At 70.1% G+C, this 16,616-nt stretch carries 13 protein-coding genes; 3 read left to right on the top strand and 10 right to left on the bottom strand.

Annotated features, from left to right (window positions below; genetic code table 11):
- Positions 1–283: 283 nt before the first annotated feature.
- The 8 genes from ITJ67_RS00860 to ITJ67_RS00825 form a co-directional block, all read right to left on the bottom strand.
- Positions 284–1,078 carry an enoyl-CoA hydratase/isomerase family protein gene (locus ITJ67_RS00860; protein WP_160074820.1) on the bottom strand — a complete coding sequence of 265 codons (795 nt, stop codon included), beginning with the start codon at positions 1,076–1,078 and terminating at the stop codon, positions 284–286.
- Positions 1,075–2,355, bottom strand: coding sequence for an ABC transporter substrate-binding protein (locus tag ITJ67_RS00855; RefSeq protein WP_194676438.1), 1,281 nt, complete (start codon positions 2,353–2,355; stop codon positions 1,075–1,077). Before ITJ67_RS00855 ends, ITJ67_RS00860 begins: the two co-directional genes overlap by 4 nt.
- The gene (locus ITJ67_RS00850) at positions 2,352–3,764 is read right to left on the bottom strand and encodes a CaiB/BaiF CoA transferase family protein (protein WP_194676437.1); all 1,413 of its coding nucleotides are present in this window, start codon (positions 3,762–3,764) and stop codon (positions 2,352–2,354) included. The genes ITJ67_RS00855 and ITJ67_RS00850 overlap by 4 nt, the downstream gene beginning before the upstream one ends.
- Before the next feature lie 98 nt (positions 3,765–3,862).
- Positions 3,863–5,050, bottom strand: coding sequence for an aldose 1-epimerase family protein (locus ITJ67_RS00845; protein WP_323741346.1), 1,188 nt, complete (start codon positions 5,048–5,050; stop codon positions 3,863–3,865).
- Positions 5,047–5,802 (bottom strand): SDR family NAD(P)-dependent oxidoreductase, encoded by a 756-nt coding sequence (locus ITJ67_RS00840; protein ID WP_160074828.1) that lies wholly within the window; start codon positions 5,800–5,802, stop codon positions 5,047–5,049. Before ITJ67_RS00840 ends, ITJ67_RS00845 begins: the two co-directional genes overlap by 4 nt.
- 171 nt (positions 5,803–5,973) lie before the next feature.
- The gene (locus ITJ67_RS00835) at positions 5,974–6,888 is read right to left on the bottom strand and encodes a sugar phosphate isomerase/epimerase family protein (protein WP_104298177.1); all 915 of its coding nucleotides are present in this window, start codon (positions 6,886–6,888) and stop codon (positions 5,974–5,976) included.
- 70 nt (positions 6,889–6,958) lie between these two features.
- Complete coding sequence (locus tag ITJ67_RS00830) at positions 6,959–8,104, bottom strand: Gfo/Idh/MocA family oxidoreductase (protein WP_323741345.1); 1,146 nt, start codon at positions 8,102–8,104, stop codon at positions 6,959–6,961.
- Positions 8,105–8,384: 280 nt separating this feature from the next.
- Positions 8,385–9,530 carry a mandelate racemase/muconate lactonizing enzyme family protein gene (locus ITJ67_RS00825; protein ID WP_194676435.1) on the bottom strand — a complete coding sequence of 382 codons (1,146 nt, stop codon included), beginning with the start codon at positions 9,528–9,530 and terminating at the stop codon, positions 8,385–8,387.
- Positions 9,531–9,651: 121 nt separating this feature from the next.
- On the opposite strand from ITJ67_RS00825, the gene ITJ67_RS00820 reads away from it, so the two are divergent.
- On the top strand, positions 9,652–10,383 hold the full coding sequence (locus tag ITJ67_RS00820; RefSeq protein ID WP_194676434.1) for a FadR/GntR family transcriptional regulator: 732 nt from the start codon (positions 9,652–9,654) through the stop codon (positions 10,381–10,383).
- A 954-nt stretch (positions 10,384–11,337) separates the two neighbouring features.
- Here the strand turns inward: ITJ67_RS00820 and ITJ67_RS00815 are convergent.
- Positions 11,338–13,158 carry an amidohydrolase gene (locus tag ITJ67_RS00815; protein WP_194676433.1) on the bottom strand — a complete coding sequence of 607 codons (1,821 nt, stop codon included), beginning with the start codon at positions 13,156–13,158 and terminating at the stop codon, positions 11,338–11,340.
- 1,075 nt (positions 13,159–14,233) lie between these two features.
- Positions 14,234–15,085, bottom strand: coding sequence for a sugar nucleotide-binding protein (locus tag ITJ67_RS00810; protein ID WP_194676432.1), 852 nt, complete (start codon positions 15,083–15,085; stop codon positions 14,234–14,236).
- Between the two features lie 65 nt (positions 15,086–15,150).
- Between ITJ67_RS00810 and ITJ67_RS00805 the strand changes: the two genes are divergently transcribed.
- Entirely contained in the window at positions 15,151–15,960 is an 810-nt protein-coding gene (locus tag ITJ67_RS00805; RefSeq protein ID WP_194676431.1) for a thymidylate synthase, read from the top strand.
- Entirely contained in the window at positions 15,957–16,505 is a 549-nt protein-coding gene (locus ITJ67_RS00800; protein ID WP_194676430.1) for a dihydrofolate reductase, read from the top strand. The genes ITJ67_RS00805 and ITJ67_RS00800 overlap by 4 nt, the downstream gene beginning before the upstream one ends.
- Positions 16,506–16,616 lie beyond the last annotated feature (111 nt).

Here is a 16,616-nt window from a genome sequence, read left to right as displayed (position 1 = left end):
CTGGTCTGCACCCACTTGGCTCGGGATGGCTTTCGCGCTTCGGGATGAGATGCAAACCACCCCGAAGCGGGGAAGCCATCCGGAGACGAAAGTGATGTGGAGAGGTGTTCGCAGGGGGTGCACCCACCCGTTTCAGGGTGGCTTTCGCGCTTCGGAATGAGATGCAAACCACCTCGAAGCGGGGAAGCCGTGCGGAGACGAAAGTGTGGGGGGCGAGCGAGGACCCGGAGGTGGGACGAGGCGGGACGGGACGTGCGGCAGCGCGGCGCGTCGCAGGCCGCAGCTAGCGGCGGCGGAAGGTGCCCTGGCGCTTCTCGGCGAAGGCGGCGCGGCCCTCGTCGGCGTCGGCGGTCGCGAAGGTGATGGTCTGGAGGTCACGTTCGTAGGCGACGGCCGCGTCCTGGCCCATGTTGAACGAGGCGCGGAGGTTCGCCTTCGCCGTCTCGGCGGCGATGGGTGGGCGGGATGCGATGGTCGCGGCGAGCTCGCGGGCACGTCCGAGGAGCTGCTCCCCTGGCAGCACCTCGGAAACGATGCCCCAGGCGTGTGCCTGCTGCGCGGAGATGGGGTCGCCGGTGAGGAGCATGAGGGCGGCGTTGCTGGCGCCGGCCGAGTGGGCGAGGAAGGAGGCCATGCCGCCGCCGCCGATCCAGCCGAGCTTGATCTCGGGGGCGGCGAGCGACGCGGTGTCGGCGGCGAGGCGGATGTCGCAGATCATGGCCGTCTCGAGTCCGCCACCGAAGGCGTAGCCGTTGATGGCGGCGATGATGGGCTTGCGCAGCGCTCGGAGCGCGTCGCAGTAGTCCTCGCGGTTGCGGAAGTCCCACGGGGTCGCGTACTTGTCGAGGGAGCGGATGTCGCTGCCCGCGCAGAACGAGCGCTCGCCGGCCCCGGTGAGGATCACGACCCGCACGTCGTCGCTCTCGTTGGCCCAGGTCGCGACGCTGACGAGGGCGTCGGACATCTCCTGCGTCACCGAGTTGAGCTTCGCGGGGCGGTTGATGGTGACGGTCGCGGTGAAGCCGTCGAGGTCGACGAGGATCTCGTCGGTCTCCAGCTGGGGAACGCTGCCGGTCATGGGGTGACTCCTGAGGTGGTTGGGGTGGCTGGGTGGATGCGCGTGGCTGGGGCATCGATGCGCGTGGATGCAGCGAAGGCCGCGTCCAGCGCGTCGAGGCACTGCTCGGCGAGGGCTGTCGAGGCAGCCGCGTCGGCCGACGAGGAGGCGTCGCGGAGCAACGCCTCGCCGAGCAGCGCGTCGCGGAGCAGCGCGGACGCCGCGGTCTGGAAGGCGATGTACCCGTCGTAGCGCGGCCGCACCCAGGACTCTTCGATGGTCGTCGCGGTGCTGGTGTAGAAGTCGTGCGAGGCCTCGTTGACGGCGGTGTCGTGCCAGGCGGAGCGGAGGCCGGGCTGGCCGGCGTGCTCCGGGATGAAGGTCCGCTGCGTCTCTGGGTCGAGCAGCCAGGCGAGGTGGGCGGTGAGCTCCGGGGTGACGCGGCAGCGTCTCGAGATGGCGATGCCGGTCCCGCCGATCGTGGAGCCGAGGTGGGCGGAGGTGCCCCACCTGGGTGCATCCCGGAACTGGAGGGTGGGTGAGGAATAGGTGACGTAGCCGTAGACGAGCGGCACGTAGGCGAGAGAGTCGGTGCTGCTCATGCGCTCGAGGAGTGCGATGGGATTCTCGCTGTGCGCCGCCGCGGGTGAGCGGCGGGCGATGGTCGCGAGCAGCTCGAAGGCGTCGCGGGCGAGGCGGCGGGACGAGAAGAGGGAGCCGGCGTCGGGTGCGTCGGCGAGTGGCGCGCCAGCCCCCGCGAGCACGGACGCGAAGGTGAGGAAAGCGTGGGGGCCCGCCAGCGAGAGGGCCACGCTGGTGCGATCCGAGAGGGCGAGGACATCGTCCCAGGTGGTCGGAATCTCGCCCGCGATGAGGTCGACTCTTGCGGCCGCGACCTGCGTCGCGGCGTCGAGCGGCAGCGCCCATTGCGAGCCCATGAGCGAGTAGGAGGTGAAGCTCGGGCCGATGGCATCTGCGGCCACGCTGTCGAGCAGGGCGGCGTCGAAGATCTCCTCGAGCGGGACGAACGAGCCGCTCGCGAGCGCTTCGCCGAGGTGGGGGTGGTCGAGCACGATGAGGTCGTAGCGATCTGCCAACTCGGCGATGGGGGCCGATTCGAAGCCTTCGAGCGGATGCGCGTCCCACTCGATCAGCGCCTGTCGGCTTCCAGGGGCTGCGGCGGTGAGCGCCGCCGCCGCTTCGAGCGCGTTCCGACCGCGGGGGTGGTCCCAGGTGAGGCCTCGGTAGCGGGCCCCGCCCGTGCTTGCGTTCGGGGAGGACGTCGAGCTCTCGCTCATGATCGTTCGCCGGCGGCTTCCGCGTGGGCCGGCGCCGGTCCAGGGGCGCCCGCGGCGACGCTCTCCGGTGCACCCTCTCCTGGCAGCGCCGCGTCCGATCCGCCCGGCAGGACGGCGCCGTCGGCGAGCACAGCCCCGTCGAGGTGCTCCTGCACGTTCGTGAGGGTGTCGCGCACGGCGATGGCGCCGCGCTCGGCGAGCTCTGCGATGTGTGCCGCGGCGTGGCCGAGCTCGCCGAGGATCTCGCGTGTGTGCTCGCCGGTGAGGGGCGCGCCGCGGTCGATGCGGGCGGGCGTCTTGGAGAACTTGTAGGGGAACCCTGGCGTCTTGACGAGCCCTTCGGTCGGGTGCTCGTATTCGACGAAGGTGCCGTTGTGCGCGATCTGCGGGTCGGCGACGAGGTCGGCGTAGCCGTACACGGGGCCGGCCCAGATCGAGGTCTTCGAGAAGGCGTCGAGCCAGTGCGCGCTCGTGTTGGTCGCGAGGCGGGCTGCGGTCTTCGCGAAGACCTCGTCGCGGAGGCGCCACGAGTCGTCGAGCGTGTGGAGGCCGATGAAGCTGTCCTCCCCGATCGTGCGGCCGAGCTCTTCGAGGTCGGGCATGGCGAGCACGATGAAGCCATCCGAGGTCGCGAAGGAGCCGTAGGGCGAGCGGATGTAGACGTGCGCGTGCGGTTCGGCGCTGCGCTGCTGGGGCACGCCGCCTGCGGTGAACACGGACAGCTCCTGCATCTGCAGGGTCGTGATGGCGTCGAGCATGTTGACGGTCACGAGCTGGCCTTCGCCAGTGCGCTCCCGGTGGAAGAGCGCCGCGAGCACGCCTTCGAAGGCGGTGGACGCGGTGATGGCGTCCACGAGGTACTGGCCGGCGGCCTGCGGGGGTTCGCCGTCGCGGCCCGTGGAGAGCATGGCGCCGCTCATGGCCTGGAGCAGGAGGTCCTGGCCCGGGCGCATCTTGTAGGGCCCGTCCTCGCCGTATCCGGAGACGGATACGTAGACGATGCTGGGGTTGATGGCACGCAGCGTCTCGTAGTCGACGCCGAGGCGGGCGGCGACGCCCGGCCGGTAGTTCTGGAGGAAAACGTCGCTCGTGGCGACGAGTTCGCGCAGCACCTCCCGGCCGCCGTCGGACTTGAGGTCGAGCGCGATGGAGCGCTTGTTGCGGTTGAGGGAGAGGAAGGAGACGTTGATCTCGTTGCCCGCCGCGCCTCCGGCTGGTGCGTGGCGCTGCCATTCGCCTGCTGGTGGTTCGACCTTGATGACGTCGGCGCCGAGATCGCCGAGGCGCTGCGCGGCGAAGGGGCCGGCCATGGCGATCGAGCAGTCGAGCACACGGATGCCGGAGAGGATCCCACCGCCTGCCCCGGAGTCTGCTTGGTGGGTGTCGCTGGTGCCGTCTGCGCCGCTCATGGTGTTCCTCGTTTCGGTGGATGCGCCGCTGGCAGCGCTAACATGTCAAGTGTAGGACGCCCGGAGCCAACATCGTCGTCAGCCCCGGGCATGGAGGTTCATTCCGGCTGATCGCCGATAGCGCGAATAGCGGCCTCGGCCGCGCTCGTCTCCGCGACGCCGTCGAGCACGCGGATCGTCGTCGAGTAGCTGCGCGACTCCCCGTGCTCGAGGAACAGGGCCGTGCCATCCTGGCGCGAAGCCGCATCCCCGGACACGTGGTGCGTGCTCGGCTCGAGCCCGATGCCGTACTGGCCGCTGCGCAGGTTCTGCCACTCGAAGAAGTGGGGCATGCCCGCGGCCTCCCAGCTCAGCTCGACGCCCCGCTCGCCACCGGCCGTGATGAGCGCGACGCGGTGCCTGCCGTCGTCGCCGACCACAAGCTCGTGCTCGGTGACCTGCTCGACGAACCCGTCGATCGGGGCTGGCATGACGCGGTAGCTCGTGCCCTGCTCCGCCACCGAGTCCGACTGCCAGAGGTGCTTCGTGATGGGCGCGACGAACCTCGCACCCTCATCCAGGAAGGGCCAGCCGACGTTGATGTGGTAGAGGAACATGTGGGGCGTCGGGTCAAACCCGAGGTTGTCGACCACATCGTCGAAGCGCACCTCGCGACCGTCGAAGTCGAGCTCGATCGTGCGCGTCAGGCGCAGATGCTCACCGAACGCCGTCGCCTGGATCACCTCGCCGACGACCCGCAGCACCACTCGACCGTCGCGCTCGAGCTCACGCGCCTCGAGCAGCCGCGCCGGAATCGCGGTCAGCCGCCCGTGCAGCCCGTGCGTGACGGTCTGCTTCGGCGGGTAGTTGTAGCGAGTCGCGTCCACCTCGCCACCGAAGAGCGTGTGGTCGAGGCCACCGGAGACGAGCAGCCCATCGAGCGCTCGCAGCCACGAGAGCCCACCCTCGTCGTTGTGCTCGTGCAGGCCGGGATGGCGGAACCCGTTGCCGCTGCGCCACCCGATGGGGGCACCGCGGAAGCGCATCGAGCCGAGATCGAACGCCCGGTCGACGAGCACCTCGAGGTCGAGACCGGCGGAGGTGCGCAGGTCGATCGCCCGCACACCGCGCTCCACGCCGTTGTCGAGCACCACCTGGCGAATGCCCGCGACGGCGGAGAGGTCGCCCGTGCGCCTGCGGAGATCGGCGATCGACAGCTCGGCGCCGAAGACGTCGACCCCGTCCGCGCTGCCGGTGCCCGCCGCCCCTGCCCGTGCCGCCGCCCCTGAAGTCTGCTGCTCGCTCACATCATCACCCATCCGCCATCGACGTTGATCGTCTGCCCGGTCACGAAGCTCGAGTCCTTGCCCACCAGGAAGGAGATGACACTCGCGACCTCGTCAGGGTCGCCACGTCGTTTCAACGACTGGTGGTCGAGCACGAACTGCGTGTACTGCTCCGGGTTCTCGTGGATCTCCTCGGCCTTCGTCGGGAAGGCCCCTGGAGAGAGGAGGTTCACGCGGATCCCGAATTCGCCGAGCTCACGGGCGAGGGCCCGCGTCATGGCGACGGCGGCGCCCTTCGTCGTGACGTAGCTCGCGAGCTTGTCCCATCCGCCGCTCCAGGTGATGGAGCCGATGTTGACGATCGCGCCGGTGCCACGCTCGCGCATGAGTTCGGCCGCAGCCTGCGCCGCAACGAAGTAGCCGCGCTGATTGACAGCGACGACGTCGTCGAACTCCTCGACCGTGATGTCGAAGAACGGCGTCGGCGGGTAGATCGCTGCGTTGTTGATGAGCGCGTGCACGGGCCCGAACTCGGCCTCAGCCTCGCGCACGGCCGCCTTGATTGCAGCGGCGTCGCGCAGGTCGACCTCGAGCACGTAGGTGGGGATGCCCGCAGCCCGCAGCTCGTCTGCCGTCTCCGCCAGCGTCGCGCCGCCTCGCCCGAGCACCGCGACGGCGTAGCCGTCGCGCCCGAGTCGCAGGGCGGTGGCCCGTCCGAGCGATCCGCCAGCACCGGTCACGATCGCGACCGGCTTCTCACCTGTTTCCGTCATGGTTCCTCCGGCCGAAGCCCGTTGTTGTCTGCTGAACCTGCGTGCACTGCTGCCCGCCCCGTCCAATCTCCGTGACAACTCGGCCGGACACCACCCTCTTCGGGCGATCCGGCTCGAGTCATCACGGAAGCTGGCCGCTGCGCGCCGCGCCCCGATGGGCGCGAGCGCTGGCTAGATCGAGTACTTGCGCAGGATGTCGTCGATGAACTTCTTCGCGCGCGGGATGTCCGACTCGTCGAGGTGCTCGATGATGAGCGGCGCGTTCGGGCTGCGCTCGGCGAGGCGCTGCAGGTACAGCTCGTAGTCGAGCGAGCCGAGGCCGGCGGCCGGCAGCTCGATCTCGCCGACGCCGCGGAAGGTGTGCGACGCGAGCGCGTCGTCGTCGCCGATGTCGGCGTGCTTCTCGCTCTTGTCGTCACCCGCCCGCTTGACGTCCTTGGCGTGGGCGACGCGCACCTTGTCGGCGAGCGTGTCGAAGACCTCGTTGAGCACGCCAGCCTGGTCGTCGATGTTCGACGCATCGAAGTAGTTGGTCGGGTCCATGAGCAGTTCGATGCCGGGCGAGCGGATGTCGTTGAAGACGCGGACCGTCTCGCGGACCGAGCCGATGACGTTGTTGACGTACGTCTCGAGCAGGAAGATCGAGCCGTGGTCGTACGCCTCCTGGGCGAGCTCGGCAAGCACGTCGCGCACCTGCTCGTAGGCGTCCTCGGTCTTGTTGTGCGGGTCGCTGTCCCACTCGCTGTCGGGGTTGAAGGTGCCCGACTCGCTGATGACGTACGGCGTTCCGAAGGAGCGCGCGTTGCGGATGATCTCCTTCAGGTAGTCGACGTTCGCGCGGCGGTGGTCCGGGTCCGGGTGCACGATGTTCGTGTATCCCGAGATCGCCGAGATGGGGAGGTTGTTGTCGCGGAAGGTGTCGGCGACGAGCTTCGCCTTCTCTTTCGTGATCTGGCCCGCCGTGAGGTCGAGGTCCTTGAAGTGCAGGTCGAGCTGGACGGTGTTGAAGCCGAGCTCGCGCGCCTTCTGGGCGGTGGTCTTGAGGTCGTAGGGGAAGTATCCGCTGAAGATGCCGACTTGGATCATGAGCTTCTTTGCTCCTTCGCTTGGGGCCGTTGGCCCGTTGAGGGGTGGTGACTGGATGTGGGGGTCGAGGTCAGAGGGGGAACTCGTCGAGGCGCACGGGGCGGCGTTCGGCGATGGAGCGGTAGCCGGCCTCGATGAGGGCGACGGTCTTGACGTTGTCTGCGACAGTGAGGGCGGGCTCACTGCCGGTCGCGACGGCCTGCTGGAGCTGCTCCATGACGCCGATGAACGCGTGCGGGAACCAGTGCGTGTCCCAGGTGGGCGTCACCCACTTGCCGTCGGTCGACGGTCCCCCGTCCGTGCGGGCGGCCGAGGCGTACGTGATGGTCGAGGGCGTGCCGCTCGGCCAGCCGATCGTGCCCTTCGCGACGCCGCGTGTCCCTTCCACTCGCCAGGTGATGGAGAAGTCGTCGTCGAAGCCTTCTTCACGCGGGCCGCCCCAGACGTCTTCCGTGGAGAGGGCGAGGAGCCCGCCGGGGAAGCGCAGGGTGGAGACGACGATGCCATCGGTGTGCGGGAACTGGGTGCGGGGGTCGGACCGCGTGACGGTCATGATCTCGTCGGGGTCGCCGAAGAGGAAGCGGAGGACGTCGAGGTGGTGCACGCTCATGTTGGCGAGCGTGAGGCGGTCGTAGCCCTCGAGGAAGCCCTGCCAGTGGGGCACGGCCTTCATGTCGATCTCGACGAAGACGGGCTCGCCGAGCTCGCCTCGCTCGAGGAGCTGCTTGAGCACGCGGATCGACTGGTCGTAGCGCATGTTCTGGTTGACGGAGAGGATCTTGCCGGCGGCTTCGGCCTCGTCGCGGAGGGCGATGGCCTCATCGAGCGTGAGGGCGAGGGGCTTCTGCGCGAGCACCGCCTTGACGTGCGGCTGCGCGAGGGCCTTGCGGATGAGCGCCGGCTGCAGGTCGGGCGGGTACGCGATGTCGACGATCTCGACCTCGGCGTCCTCGATGAGCTGCTCTGGGGTGTCGTGCACGGTCGGGATGCCCCACCGCTCGGCGACGCGCTCGGCGTGGGCCTTGGTCCGGGAGGCGATCGCGACGACCGGGAAGCTGGCTTCGCTGTAGGCGGCGAGATGCTGGTCTGCCATGATGGCGCCAGCGCCGATGGCGCCGATCTTGGCGGAGCGGGCCCGCACGGGGCCGTCCGGGAAGAGGGCGGCACTGCCGACCTCGGCCTCTCCGGCCTGCGTTTCAAGGGAACTCGTGGACACTGCGACTCCTTCGCGCCGTTGCGTGAGCGTGTGCGAACTGGATGGGTATTCCAGTCTATGTGAGCGCTACTGGTAGCGCTGCCATTGCACCCAATGTACCGATGCGACGCCCCCGCCGCAAGTCCTCGCAGCAGGTTCCTCGTCCGCCGTCGCGACGGCATCCCGCGACCACCCCACCTCGCAGAGTTGTGGCGCGACGCGCTGACCCTGACCGCGAGCGACACCTGCCCACAACTCTCGCGTGCCAGTCGGCAGAGTCCACCTCACACCAGACGTCACCTCAGCGCTCGACGCCATCGAGCACGACCCGCAGCCCAGCTCGAGACGGGCGCATGTGCGGGCCGGCCGGGTCCGCCCACCCGCGCCCCGCATCCACGATCGCCGACTCGTCGATGCTGATGCCGGACCCAATCTGATCCCCGAGCACGATGCCACCGTCGGCGAACTCCTGATCGACACTCATGCCGTGCGCCCAATGCAGGGCCTGCACCTCGGTCGTCAGGTGATTCGGCACCGCGGTCATGGCGGCGGCGACGGCCGGGTTCGTGTTGTAGCCCACCGGGCTCACCGGAAGGTTCCTGGCGTCCGCCGCGTAGGCGAGGCGGAGCACGTGCGTGACACCCCAGATCGCTCCAGCCTGCACGATGTCAGGCGCCCCGGCATCGAAGAGTGGACGGAACTGGTCGACGCCCGTCAGGTTCTCCCCCGTCGCGACCGCCGCGCGCACCGCCGCCGACAGGCGCGCGTGACCGAGCGCGTCCCATCGCCGCAGCGGCTCCTCGACCCACAGGAGGTCGATCTCGCTCTCGATCGCGGACACGTACCGCACCGCCTGCTTCACCTGCCACGACTCGTTGGCATCCAGCATGAGACCGGGGCTCGGGGTGTTGCGACCGAGCACGCCGCGCAGGAGCCGCAGTCTGCGCAGATCGGCGACCGGGTCGACGCCGCCCTTGAGCTTCCCGGCGACGTAGCCGCGCTCAGCGAAGTCCTCATAGAAGGAGACAAGCTCGCCGTCGTCGAGTGCGATGTCGAGACCGGATGCGTACCCGGGCACGAACCTGTCGCGTCCGCCGAGCAGGCGCCAGAGGGGCTCGCCGGCGAGCTTCGCCTTGAGGTCCCAGAGAGCGGCATCGAGCGTCGCGACCCCGCCGTAGGTGGCACCCGCGTGACCCGACTTGAAGACCTGGGCGAGCATCCGGTCGAAGAGCGCCGAGACACCTCGGGGGTCTTCCCCCTCGAGCGCCGGGAACAGCCTCGCGATGTCGGCGTGCGAGCCGATGCCGACCCCCTCGACCCCCTCGTCGGTCTCGAGGATCACGATGGGGACGTCGGTGACTGCGGCGCGGATGTGGCCGTTGACGTCGCCGATCGACCGCCCCCAGTCGTGCCGGGTGGTGAGCAAGCGGAAGCCGGTGATCTTCATATCGTCCTTGATCTTCAGATGGGAGATTCAGCATACATCACATGATTTATTCGTCATACGTTTTTCTGGCTTTTGCTCGTGTGCGCGGATTCCCGGGCCACTTCGTGACTACAATCACCGCATGTCCAGCACCACGACGCCCCGGCTCGGCACCCACCGCACGCCCGCCGCGAGGCTCGGCGTGCAGGTCGTGCACGACCTCGTCTCCGCCATCGTCACCGGAGAGGTCGCACCAGGCGACCTCCTCCCCACCGAGACCGAGCTCTGCGAGAACTTCGGCGTCAGCCGCACCGTCATCCGCGAGTCCATGAAGCGCCTCGAGGAGAAGGGGATGGTCTCCGTCGTGCAAGGACGCGGCACGCAGATCGCCCCGCAGTCCGAGTGGAACATCCTCGACAAGGTCGTGCTCGGCACCATGATCGAGAACGACGAGACGCTCGGCATCCTCGACGAGCTCGCCGTCGTGCGCGGACAGCTCGAGTCGAGCATCGCCGCAGCCGCCGCCACGAGCCGCAGCGACGACGAGCTGCGCGTCATCCACGACCACCTCGAGACCATGCACGCCACAGCCGACGAGCGCGAGGCGTTCGCCGCCGCAGACGTCGCCTTCCACTTCTCCGTCATGGACACCGCCGGCGACCGCCTCGCCTCGGGCATCGCCCGCAGCCTGTCGAAGCGCGCCGGCGAGAGCAGCCGCTACTACGGCGCTCCCGGGGCCGACGCCGTGCGCCTCACCCTCGAAGAGCACGAGCGCGTCTACGCCGCCATCGAAGCGGGCGACAGCGAGGCGGCCGCCCGAGAGATGCGCGAGCACATCGCGCTCGCGTGGGAGCGGCGCCGCATCCGCGACTAGCGCGACCAGCCCCTCGGGCCCGGCGCGGGCTCAGGCGCGGCGCGGCGCGGCCGGCCCGAGGCCGCGCCCAGAGTTGTGGCCAAGTGCCACCCACCCCGGATCCAAGCGCACCGCGCCACAACTCTGCGGACGCGGACGCGGTGCGGACGCGGACGTGGTGCGGACGCGGTGCGGTGCCGCCACCAAGACGCCCCTCCCGCAGAGAGTTGTGGCCAAGTGCCGCCAACCGCGCCCCCAAACGCACCACGCCACAACTCTGCGGACGCGGAACGGATACGGATACGGATACGGATACCCACGCACCCGCGCACCCACCCCTCCCGCAGGGAGTTGTGGGCAAGTGCTCCCGACCCCGCCCCCAAACGCACCACACCACAACTCTGCGGGAGCCGCGCCGGGTCCGTCGACGCCGGAGCCCGAGTTCCAGCGGCGAGCGGCGAGCGGCGAGCGGAACCTATCCACTCACGCAGGAAGCCAGGACACTCGGAGAGTTGTGGCTAAGTGCCGCGAACCGCGCCCCCAAACGCACCCCGCCACAACTCTGCGGGAGCCGCGCCGGTTCCACACAGCGCGAGCACTCGGAGAGTTGTGGCCAAGTGCCGCCAACCGCGCCCCCAAACGCACCACGCCACAACTCTGCGGACGCGGAACGGATACGGATACGGATACGGATACCCACGCACCCGCGCACCACCCCTCCCGCAGGGAGTTGTGGGCAAGTGCTCCCGACCCCGCCCCCAAACGCACCACACCACAACTCTGGCGAGCCGGCACGGCGAGGTCACGCACGCGAGCGAGCGCGGCCTGGCCCGCGAGACCCGACGCCCGAGGCCCGGCACGCAACCGCGCCCAGCCCAGCACGGCACGCAGCCCAGCCCGGCCCGGCCCAGCCCAGCCCAGCCCGCGAACCCTCACACGCGCGAGCCGGTACGCCAGGCCCGCCCGGCGCTCGGCTCAGCAGCCGTGACCGGTGTGGCCTCGTGCCGCGTGGTGGGCGTGCGGCGCGGGGTCGCTGGCGTGCGCCGCGGCGAGGAACTCCGGCAGATCGATGCGCGCCCCATCCACCCACGTTCCGAGGACCTGCACGCGCTCCGCGAGGTAGCGGGGCGTCACCTCATACGGGTCAGCGCTGAGCTCCACGAAGTCGGCGAGCTTGCCCACCGCGATCGATCCGACGAGGTGCTCGCGGTGGAGGGTGCGGGCTGCGTCGATCGTGTGAGCCTTGAGGGCCGCATCCACTGAGATCGCCTGCTGCGGGGCGTGGATGCGCCCACTGCTCGTGCGCCGCGTCACGGCCGTCTGCACGTTCAGGACGGGGGCAGGCGGGGACACGGACCCGTCATTGTGCAAGGACACCACGACCCCTGCCTCCACCGCCTCGGCGAACGCCTGCCAACGCGCACCGTGCTCGGGCGCGAACATCTGCCCGTCGAGGAGGTCGCCCCAGAAGTAGTACTGGAACGGCGCGAGCGAGACGTGGACTCCGAGGCGCGCGGCCCGCTCGAACTGCTCGCGGCGTCCCGCCCCCGCATGCTCGATGCGCCAGCGGTGGTCGCTGCCGAGCAGGCCGTGCTCGGCAAGCGCGCGCTCGTAGGCGTCGAGCGCGAAGTCGATGGCCAGGTCGCCGTTCGCGTGGAACGACATCTGCCAGCCGAGCGGCGCGCAGCGGTCGAGGACCGCATCCACCTGTGCTCGCGAGTAGTTCATGGCGGATGCACCGCCCGCCGTCGCGGGGTCGATGCCGGCTCGCTCGGTCGCCTCGCTCGGGACGTACGGGAAGGAGATGGCGACGTTGCCGATCCACGGGGACCCATCGGTCCAGAGCTTCACGCCCTGCTTGACGAGTCGCTCATCCCCCGCGGCGAACGTCGCGGCGGCACCAGGATCTGCGGCGGTCGACACCTCCCACAGGCTCACCCGCAGCGGCGAGGACGGCATGGCGGCGAGCGCCTCGTAGGCAGCGGCGAGGTCGGCGGAGTAGGTCATGTCGGACGTCGAGGTGATGCCGGCGCGCGCCATGAGGGCGTAGTACTCGGCTGCGCTGCCGAGCGGGTTGCCGCCGAGCTCCTGCATGACGGGTCCAAGCACGGCCGTGTTCGCGGGAATCTCGTAGGAGATCCCGGTGAGGGCGCCGTCGACATCGCGCGCGAACGATCCCCCGATCGGGTCGGCGGGCGGATGCGTATCCCAACCGCGACTGCGGATGAGCGCCGACGTGAACGAGCAGGCGTGCCCGGAGTTGTCGACGACCACAGCGATCCGTTCACCGAAGATCTTGTCGAGGTCGGCGGCCGTCGGCGTTGGGCGACCGTGCAGGAGCGCGTCGAAGCCGTTGAAGAGGAGGGGAAGACCCGCGTCGTTCTCCGCCATCGCCTGCGAGAAGATGCTGAGCACGTCGCTCCAGCGCGGTGCCTTCCACGGCGCGATCGACAGCGCCGGCAGCTGCGTGGCGAGGCCACTCAGGAACGGGTGGCTGTGCGGGTCGATGAAGCCGGGCATGAGCACGGGTGCGCCGCTGTCGACGACCGGGGCACCCGGCAGGATCTCCGCGCACTCGGCCAGCGTGCCGACGGCCACGATCTTCGCGCCGGCGACCGCGACGGCGGATGCACGCGGCAGCTGCGCATCCATCGTCACGATCGTGCCGGCGGTGAGGATGAACGCGTCGGCGGCGGGCAGTGCGGAAACGGACTGTCCGGGAACAGGCAGCGACAGTGAGCTGTTCAGTGGTGAGGGCACACCCGCGGTCTCGTCGGGGGCTTCTGGCTCGGGCATTCGACTCCTTCGGGCGCCGCTCTTGGTGAAGGACGACGAGTGCGGGGTGGAGCTAGGGGCGGAGCTGGCGCCTCGCGGCGACGCCACCAGTATGCCGCGCCCCCGCGTCGCTGCCGCGCGCGTCGTGCGCACCGTATCCGCGCCCGTGCGTCCGGTATGCCCGGCACGTGTCGTCCGCGCCCAAGCTGCGCCCAACTGCGATCGGGCCGTCCGGCAGGCTCGCCCAAAGCGGACTTATGGTCGCCAAGAGCGCGGCAGAACAACCCCAACTCAGCCCTGGGCAGAGCGAGAGGGGCGCAGCAAGGGGCGAGGCTCAGCAGGCGGATGGGCGCAGCGAGAGGGTCGCGCGGGGGCCGGGCAAAGAGGGCGAGGCGCAGCGGAAGAGGCACGCGAAGTCGGCGCACGGCGAAACAGCGGCCGCGGAGGGGGCAGACCGCGCAGGCCCAAAGCGGACTTATGGTCGCCAAAAGCGCGTCGAAACGACCACAACTCAGCCCTGGACGGAGCGGGAGGGGCGAGGCAAGGGGCGGGGCTCAGCAGGCGGATGGGCGCAGCGAGAGGGTCGCGCGTGGTCCGGGCAAAGAGGGCGAGGCACAGCGGAAGAGGCACGCGAAGTCGGCGCACGGCGAGACAGCGGCCGCCGATGGGGGCAGACCGCACAGGCCCAAAGCGGACTTGTGGTCACCAAAAGCGCGGCAGAACAACCACAACTCAGCCCTGGACAGAGCGAGAGGGGCGCAGCAAGGGGCGAGGCTCAGCAGGCGGATGGGCGCAGCGGGAGGGGCGCGCGTGGTCCGGGCAAAGAGGGCGAGGCACAGCGGGAGGGGCACACGAGGTCGGCGCGCGGCGAGACAGCGGCCGCGGAGGGGGGCAGACCGCGCGCAGGCCCAAAGCGGACTTATGGTCGCCAAAAGCGCGTCAAAACGACCACAACTCAGCCCTGGACGGAGCGGGAGGGGCGCAGCAAGGGGCGGGGCGCAGCAAGGGGCGGGGCGCAGCAAGGGGCGGGGCGCAGTAGGAGGCGGGGCGCAGCAGGAGGCGGGCGGCGGGGCGGGGCGGGGCGCGGCGGATGGGGTCAGGCCGCGCGCAGGCGCACCATCTCGGCGTAGCCGTCACGGTAGCCGGGGTAGTCGAGAGCGCCGAGGAACGCGCGCATCCGCTCGCCGCTCAGCAGGGTGCCGCCGGCTTCTTCCGGGTGGATGCGCGGGGGCGCATCCACGCCCAGCTCGCCTGCCACGAAGGACGCGACCTCGCCGAGGGAAGCCGGGCTGGCGTCGGTCGCGTGCAGCAGCTGGGGCGCGTCTGCCCGCTCGAGCAGCGCCTCGATGGCGCGCACGAGGTCGGTCTCGTGCACCCGATTCGTCCGGCGGGCGTACTGGATGGGGTCGCCAGCGAGCACACGCCGGATGAGGCTATCCCGCCCCGGGCCGTAGATCCCCGATGGCCGCACGACGGTGGCGCCGAACAGCTCGACCGCGCGGCGTTCGCCGTCGACGAGCGCGCGGCCCCGGTCCGAGGTCGGTGCCGGCGCGTCCGCTTCGCTGATCGAGGAACCGTCGCCCCTGCCCTCGAACACGCGCGTCGACGACACGAACACGACCCGCTCCGGGATGCTCGGCAAGCTCGCCGCGAGCGTCTCGAGGGAGCGCCGGTAGCCGTCCGGCGCGACGACGCCGTCCACGGAGGGCGGCGGGAGCGTGATGACCAGCGCGTCGACACCGGGCAGGCCGACGGGCGCGGCGGCCGAGTCGGCAAGGTCGGCGCGGATGAGTTCGACGCCCGCGCCTGCCGTGCGCTCGCCGCGCCGCACGCCGAACACCTCGGCGCCGCGGGCCGCGTACCGCTCCCCCAGCCGCGCGCCGAGCTTGCCGAAGCCGGCGATCAGCACACGTTCGGGCGCGGACGGAGGAACTGCGGGGGTGCTCATGCCCCGAGCGTAGGTCGCGCCTCCCGCGAGATGCCCCAGAGGGCGCCGAGGCGTATCCTCGGGACGTGACTTCGGAGATCAAGACCCCGTACGAAGACCTGCTGCGCGACGTGCTCGAGACCGGCGCTCGCAAGTCCGACCGCACCGGCACGGGAACGCGCAGCGTGTTCGGCCGCCAGCTGCGGTTCGACCTGTCGGAGAGCTTCCCGCTCATCACGACGAAGCGCGTGCACTTCAAGTCCATCGCGTACGAGCTGCTGTGGTTCCTCCGCGGAGACTCGAACGTGCGCTGGCTGCAGGAGCGCGGCGTGAAGATCTGGGACGAGTGGGCCGACGAGAACGGCGACCTGGGCCCCGTCTATGGCGTGCAGTGGCGCTCCTGGCCGACCCCCGAGGGCGGCCACATCGACCAGATCGAGCAGGTCGTCGCGCAGATCCGCGACAACCCCGACTCCCGCCGCCACATCGTCACGGCCTGGAACCCGGCCGAGATCTCCACCATGGCGCTGCCCCCGTGCCACGCCCTGTTCCAGTTCTACGTCGCCGACGGCAAGCTCTCCTGCCAGCTGTACCAGCGCAGCGCCGACCTGTTCCTCGGCGTGCCGTTCAACATCGCCTCCTACGCCATGCTCACGCTCATGGTGGCGCAGCAGACGGGGCTCGAGCCCGGTGAGTTCGTGTGGACGGGCGGCGACGTGCACATCTACGACAACCACGAGGAGCAGGTGCGGGAGCAGCTGACGCGGGCCCCGTACCCGTATCCGCAGCTGCGCATCCACCGCACCCCCGACACGATCTTCGACTACGAGTTCGAGGACTTCGAAGTCGCGAACTACGAGCACCACCCCACGATCCGCGCGGCGATCGCCGTATGAGCGTCGGGCTCGTCTGGGCGCAGGCGCGCGGCGGCGTGATCGGCGCCGAGGGCGGCATCCCCTGGCACGTGCCGGAGGACCTGGCGCACTTCAAGGCCGTCACGCTCAAGCACCCCGTGATCATGGGCCGCAAGACCTGGGACTCGCTCCCGGAGCGCTTCCGTCCCCTGCCGGGGCGTCGGAACATCGTCGTGACGCGGCAGGCCGACTGGGCGGCCGAGGGTGCTGAGCGCGCCGGGTCGCTCGAGGAGGCGCTCACCCTCGCAGGCACAGGCACAGGCACAGGCACGAGCGCCGACGCCACTCCCAATTCGGGCGCCGAAGCCGGCGCCGCGTGGGTCATGGGCGGCGGTGAGCTCTACCTCGAGGCCATCGCGCTCGCCGACCGACTCGAGGTGACCGAGATCGACCTCGACGTCGCTGGCGACGCGCACGCTCCTGACTGGTCGGGCGAGGAGTGGTCGGTGGATGCCCGCGAGCCGTCGGAGGGCTGGCTCACCTCCCGCACCGGCATCCGGTATCGGTACCTCAGCTTGTCCCGCTGAGCCCGGCATGCTGGACCGTTCCGGTTCCGGGGTGAAACCCGGGGTGACTACATGACTCTTCACGAATCGCCATCTAAACTCGCCCCACACCGGAAGCGACGATCCCCGCCA

Source organism: Pseudoclavibacter sp. VKM Ac-2867, from assembly GCF_015351275.1.
In the GTDB taxonomy this organism is placed as follows: domain Bacteria; phylum Actinomycetota; class Actinomycetes; order Actinomycetales; family Microbacteriaceae; genus Pseudoclavibacter.
Note: the sequence above shows the minus strand (reverse complement) of the source record. Positions and strands in the feature narration are given on the sequence as shown.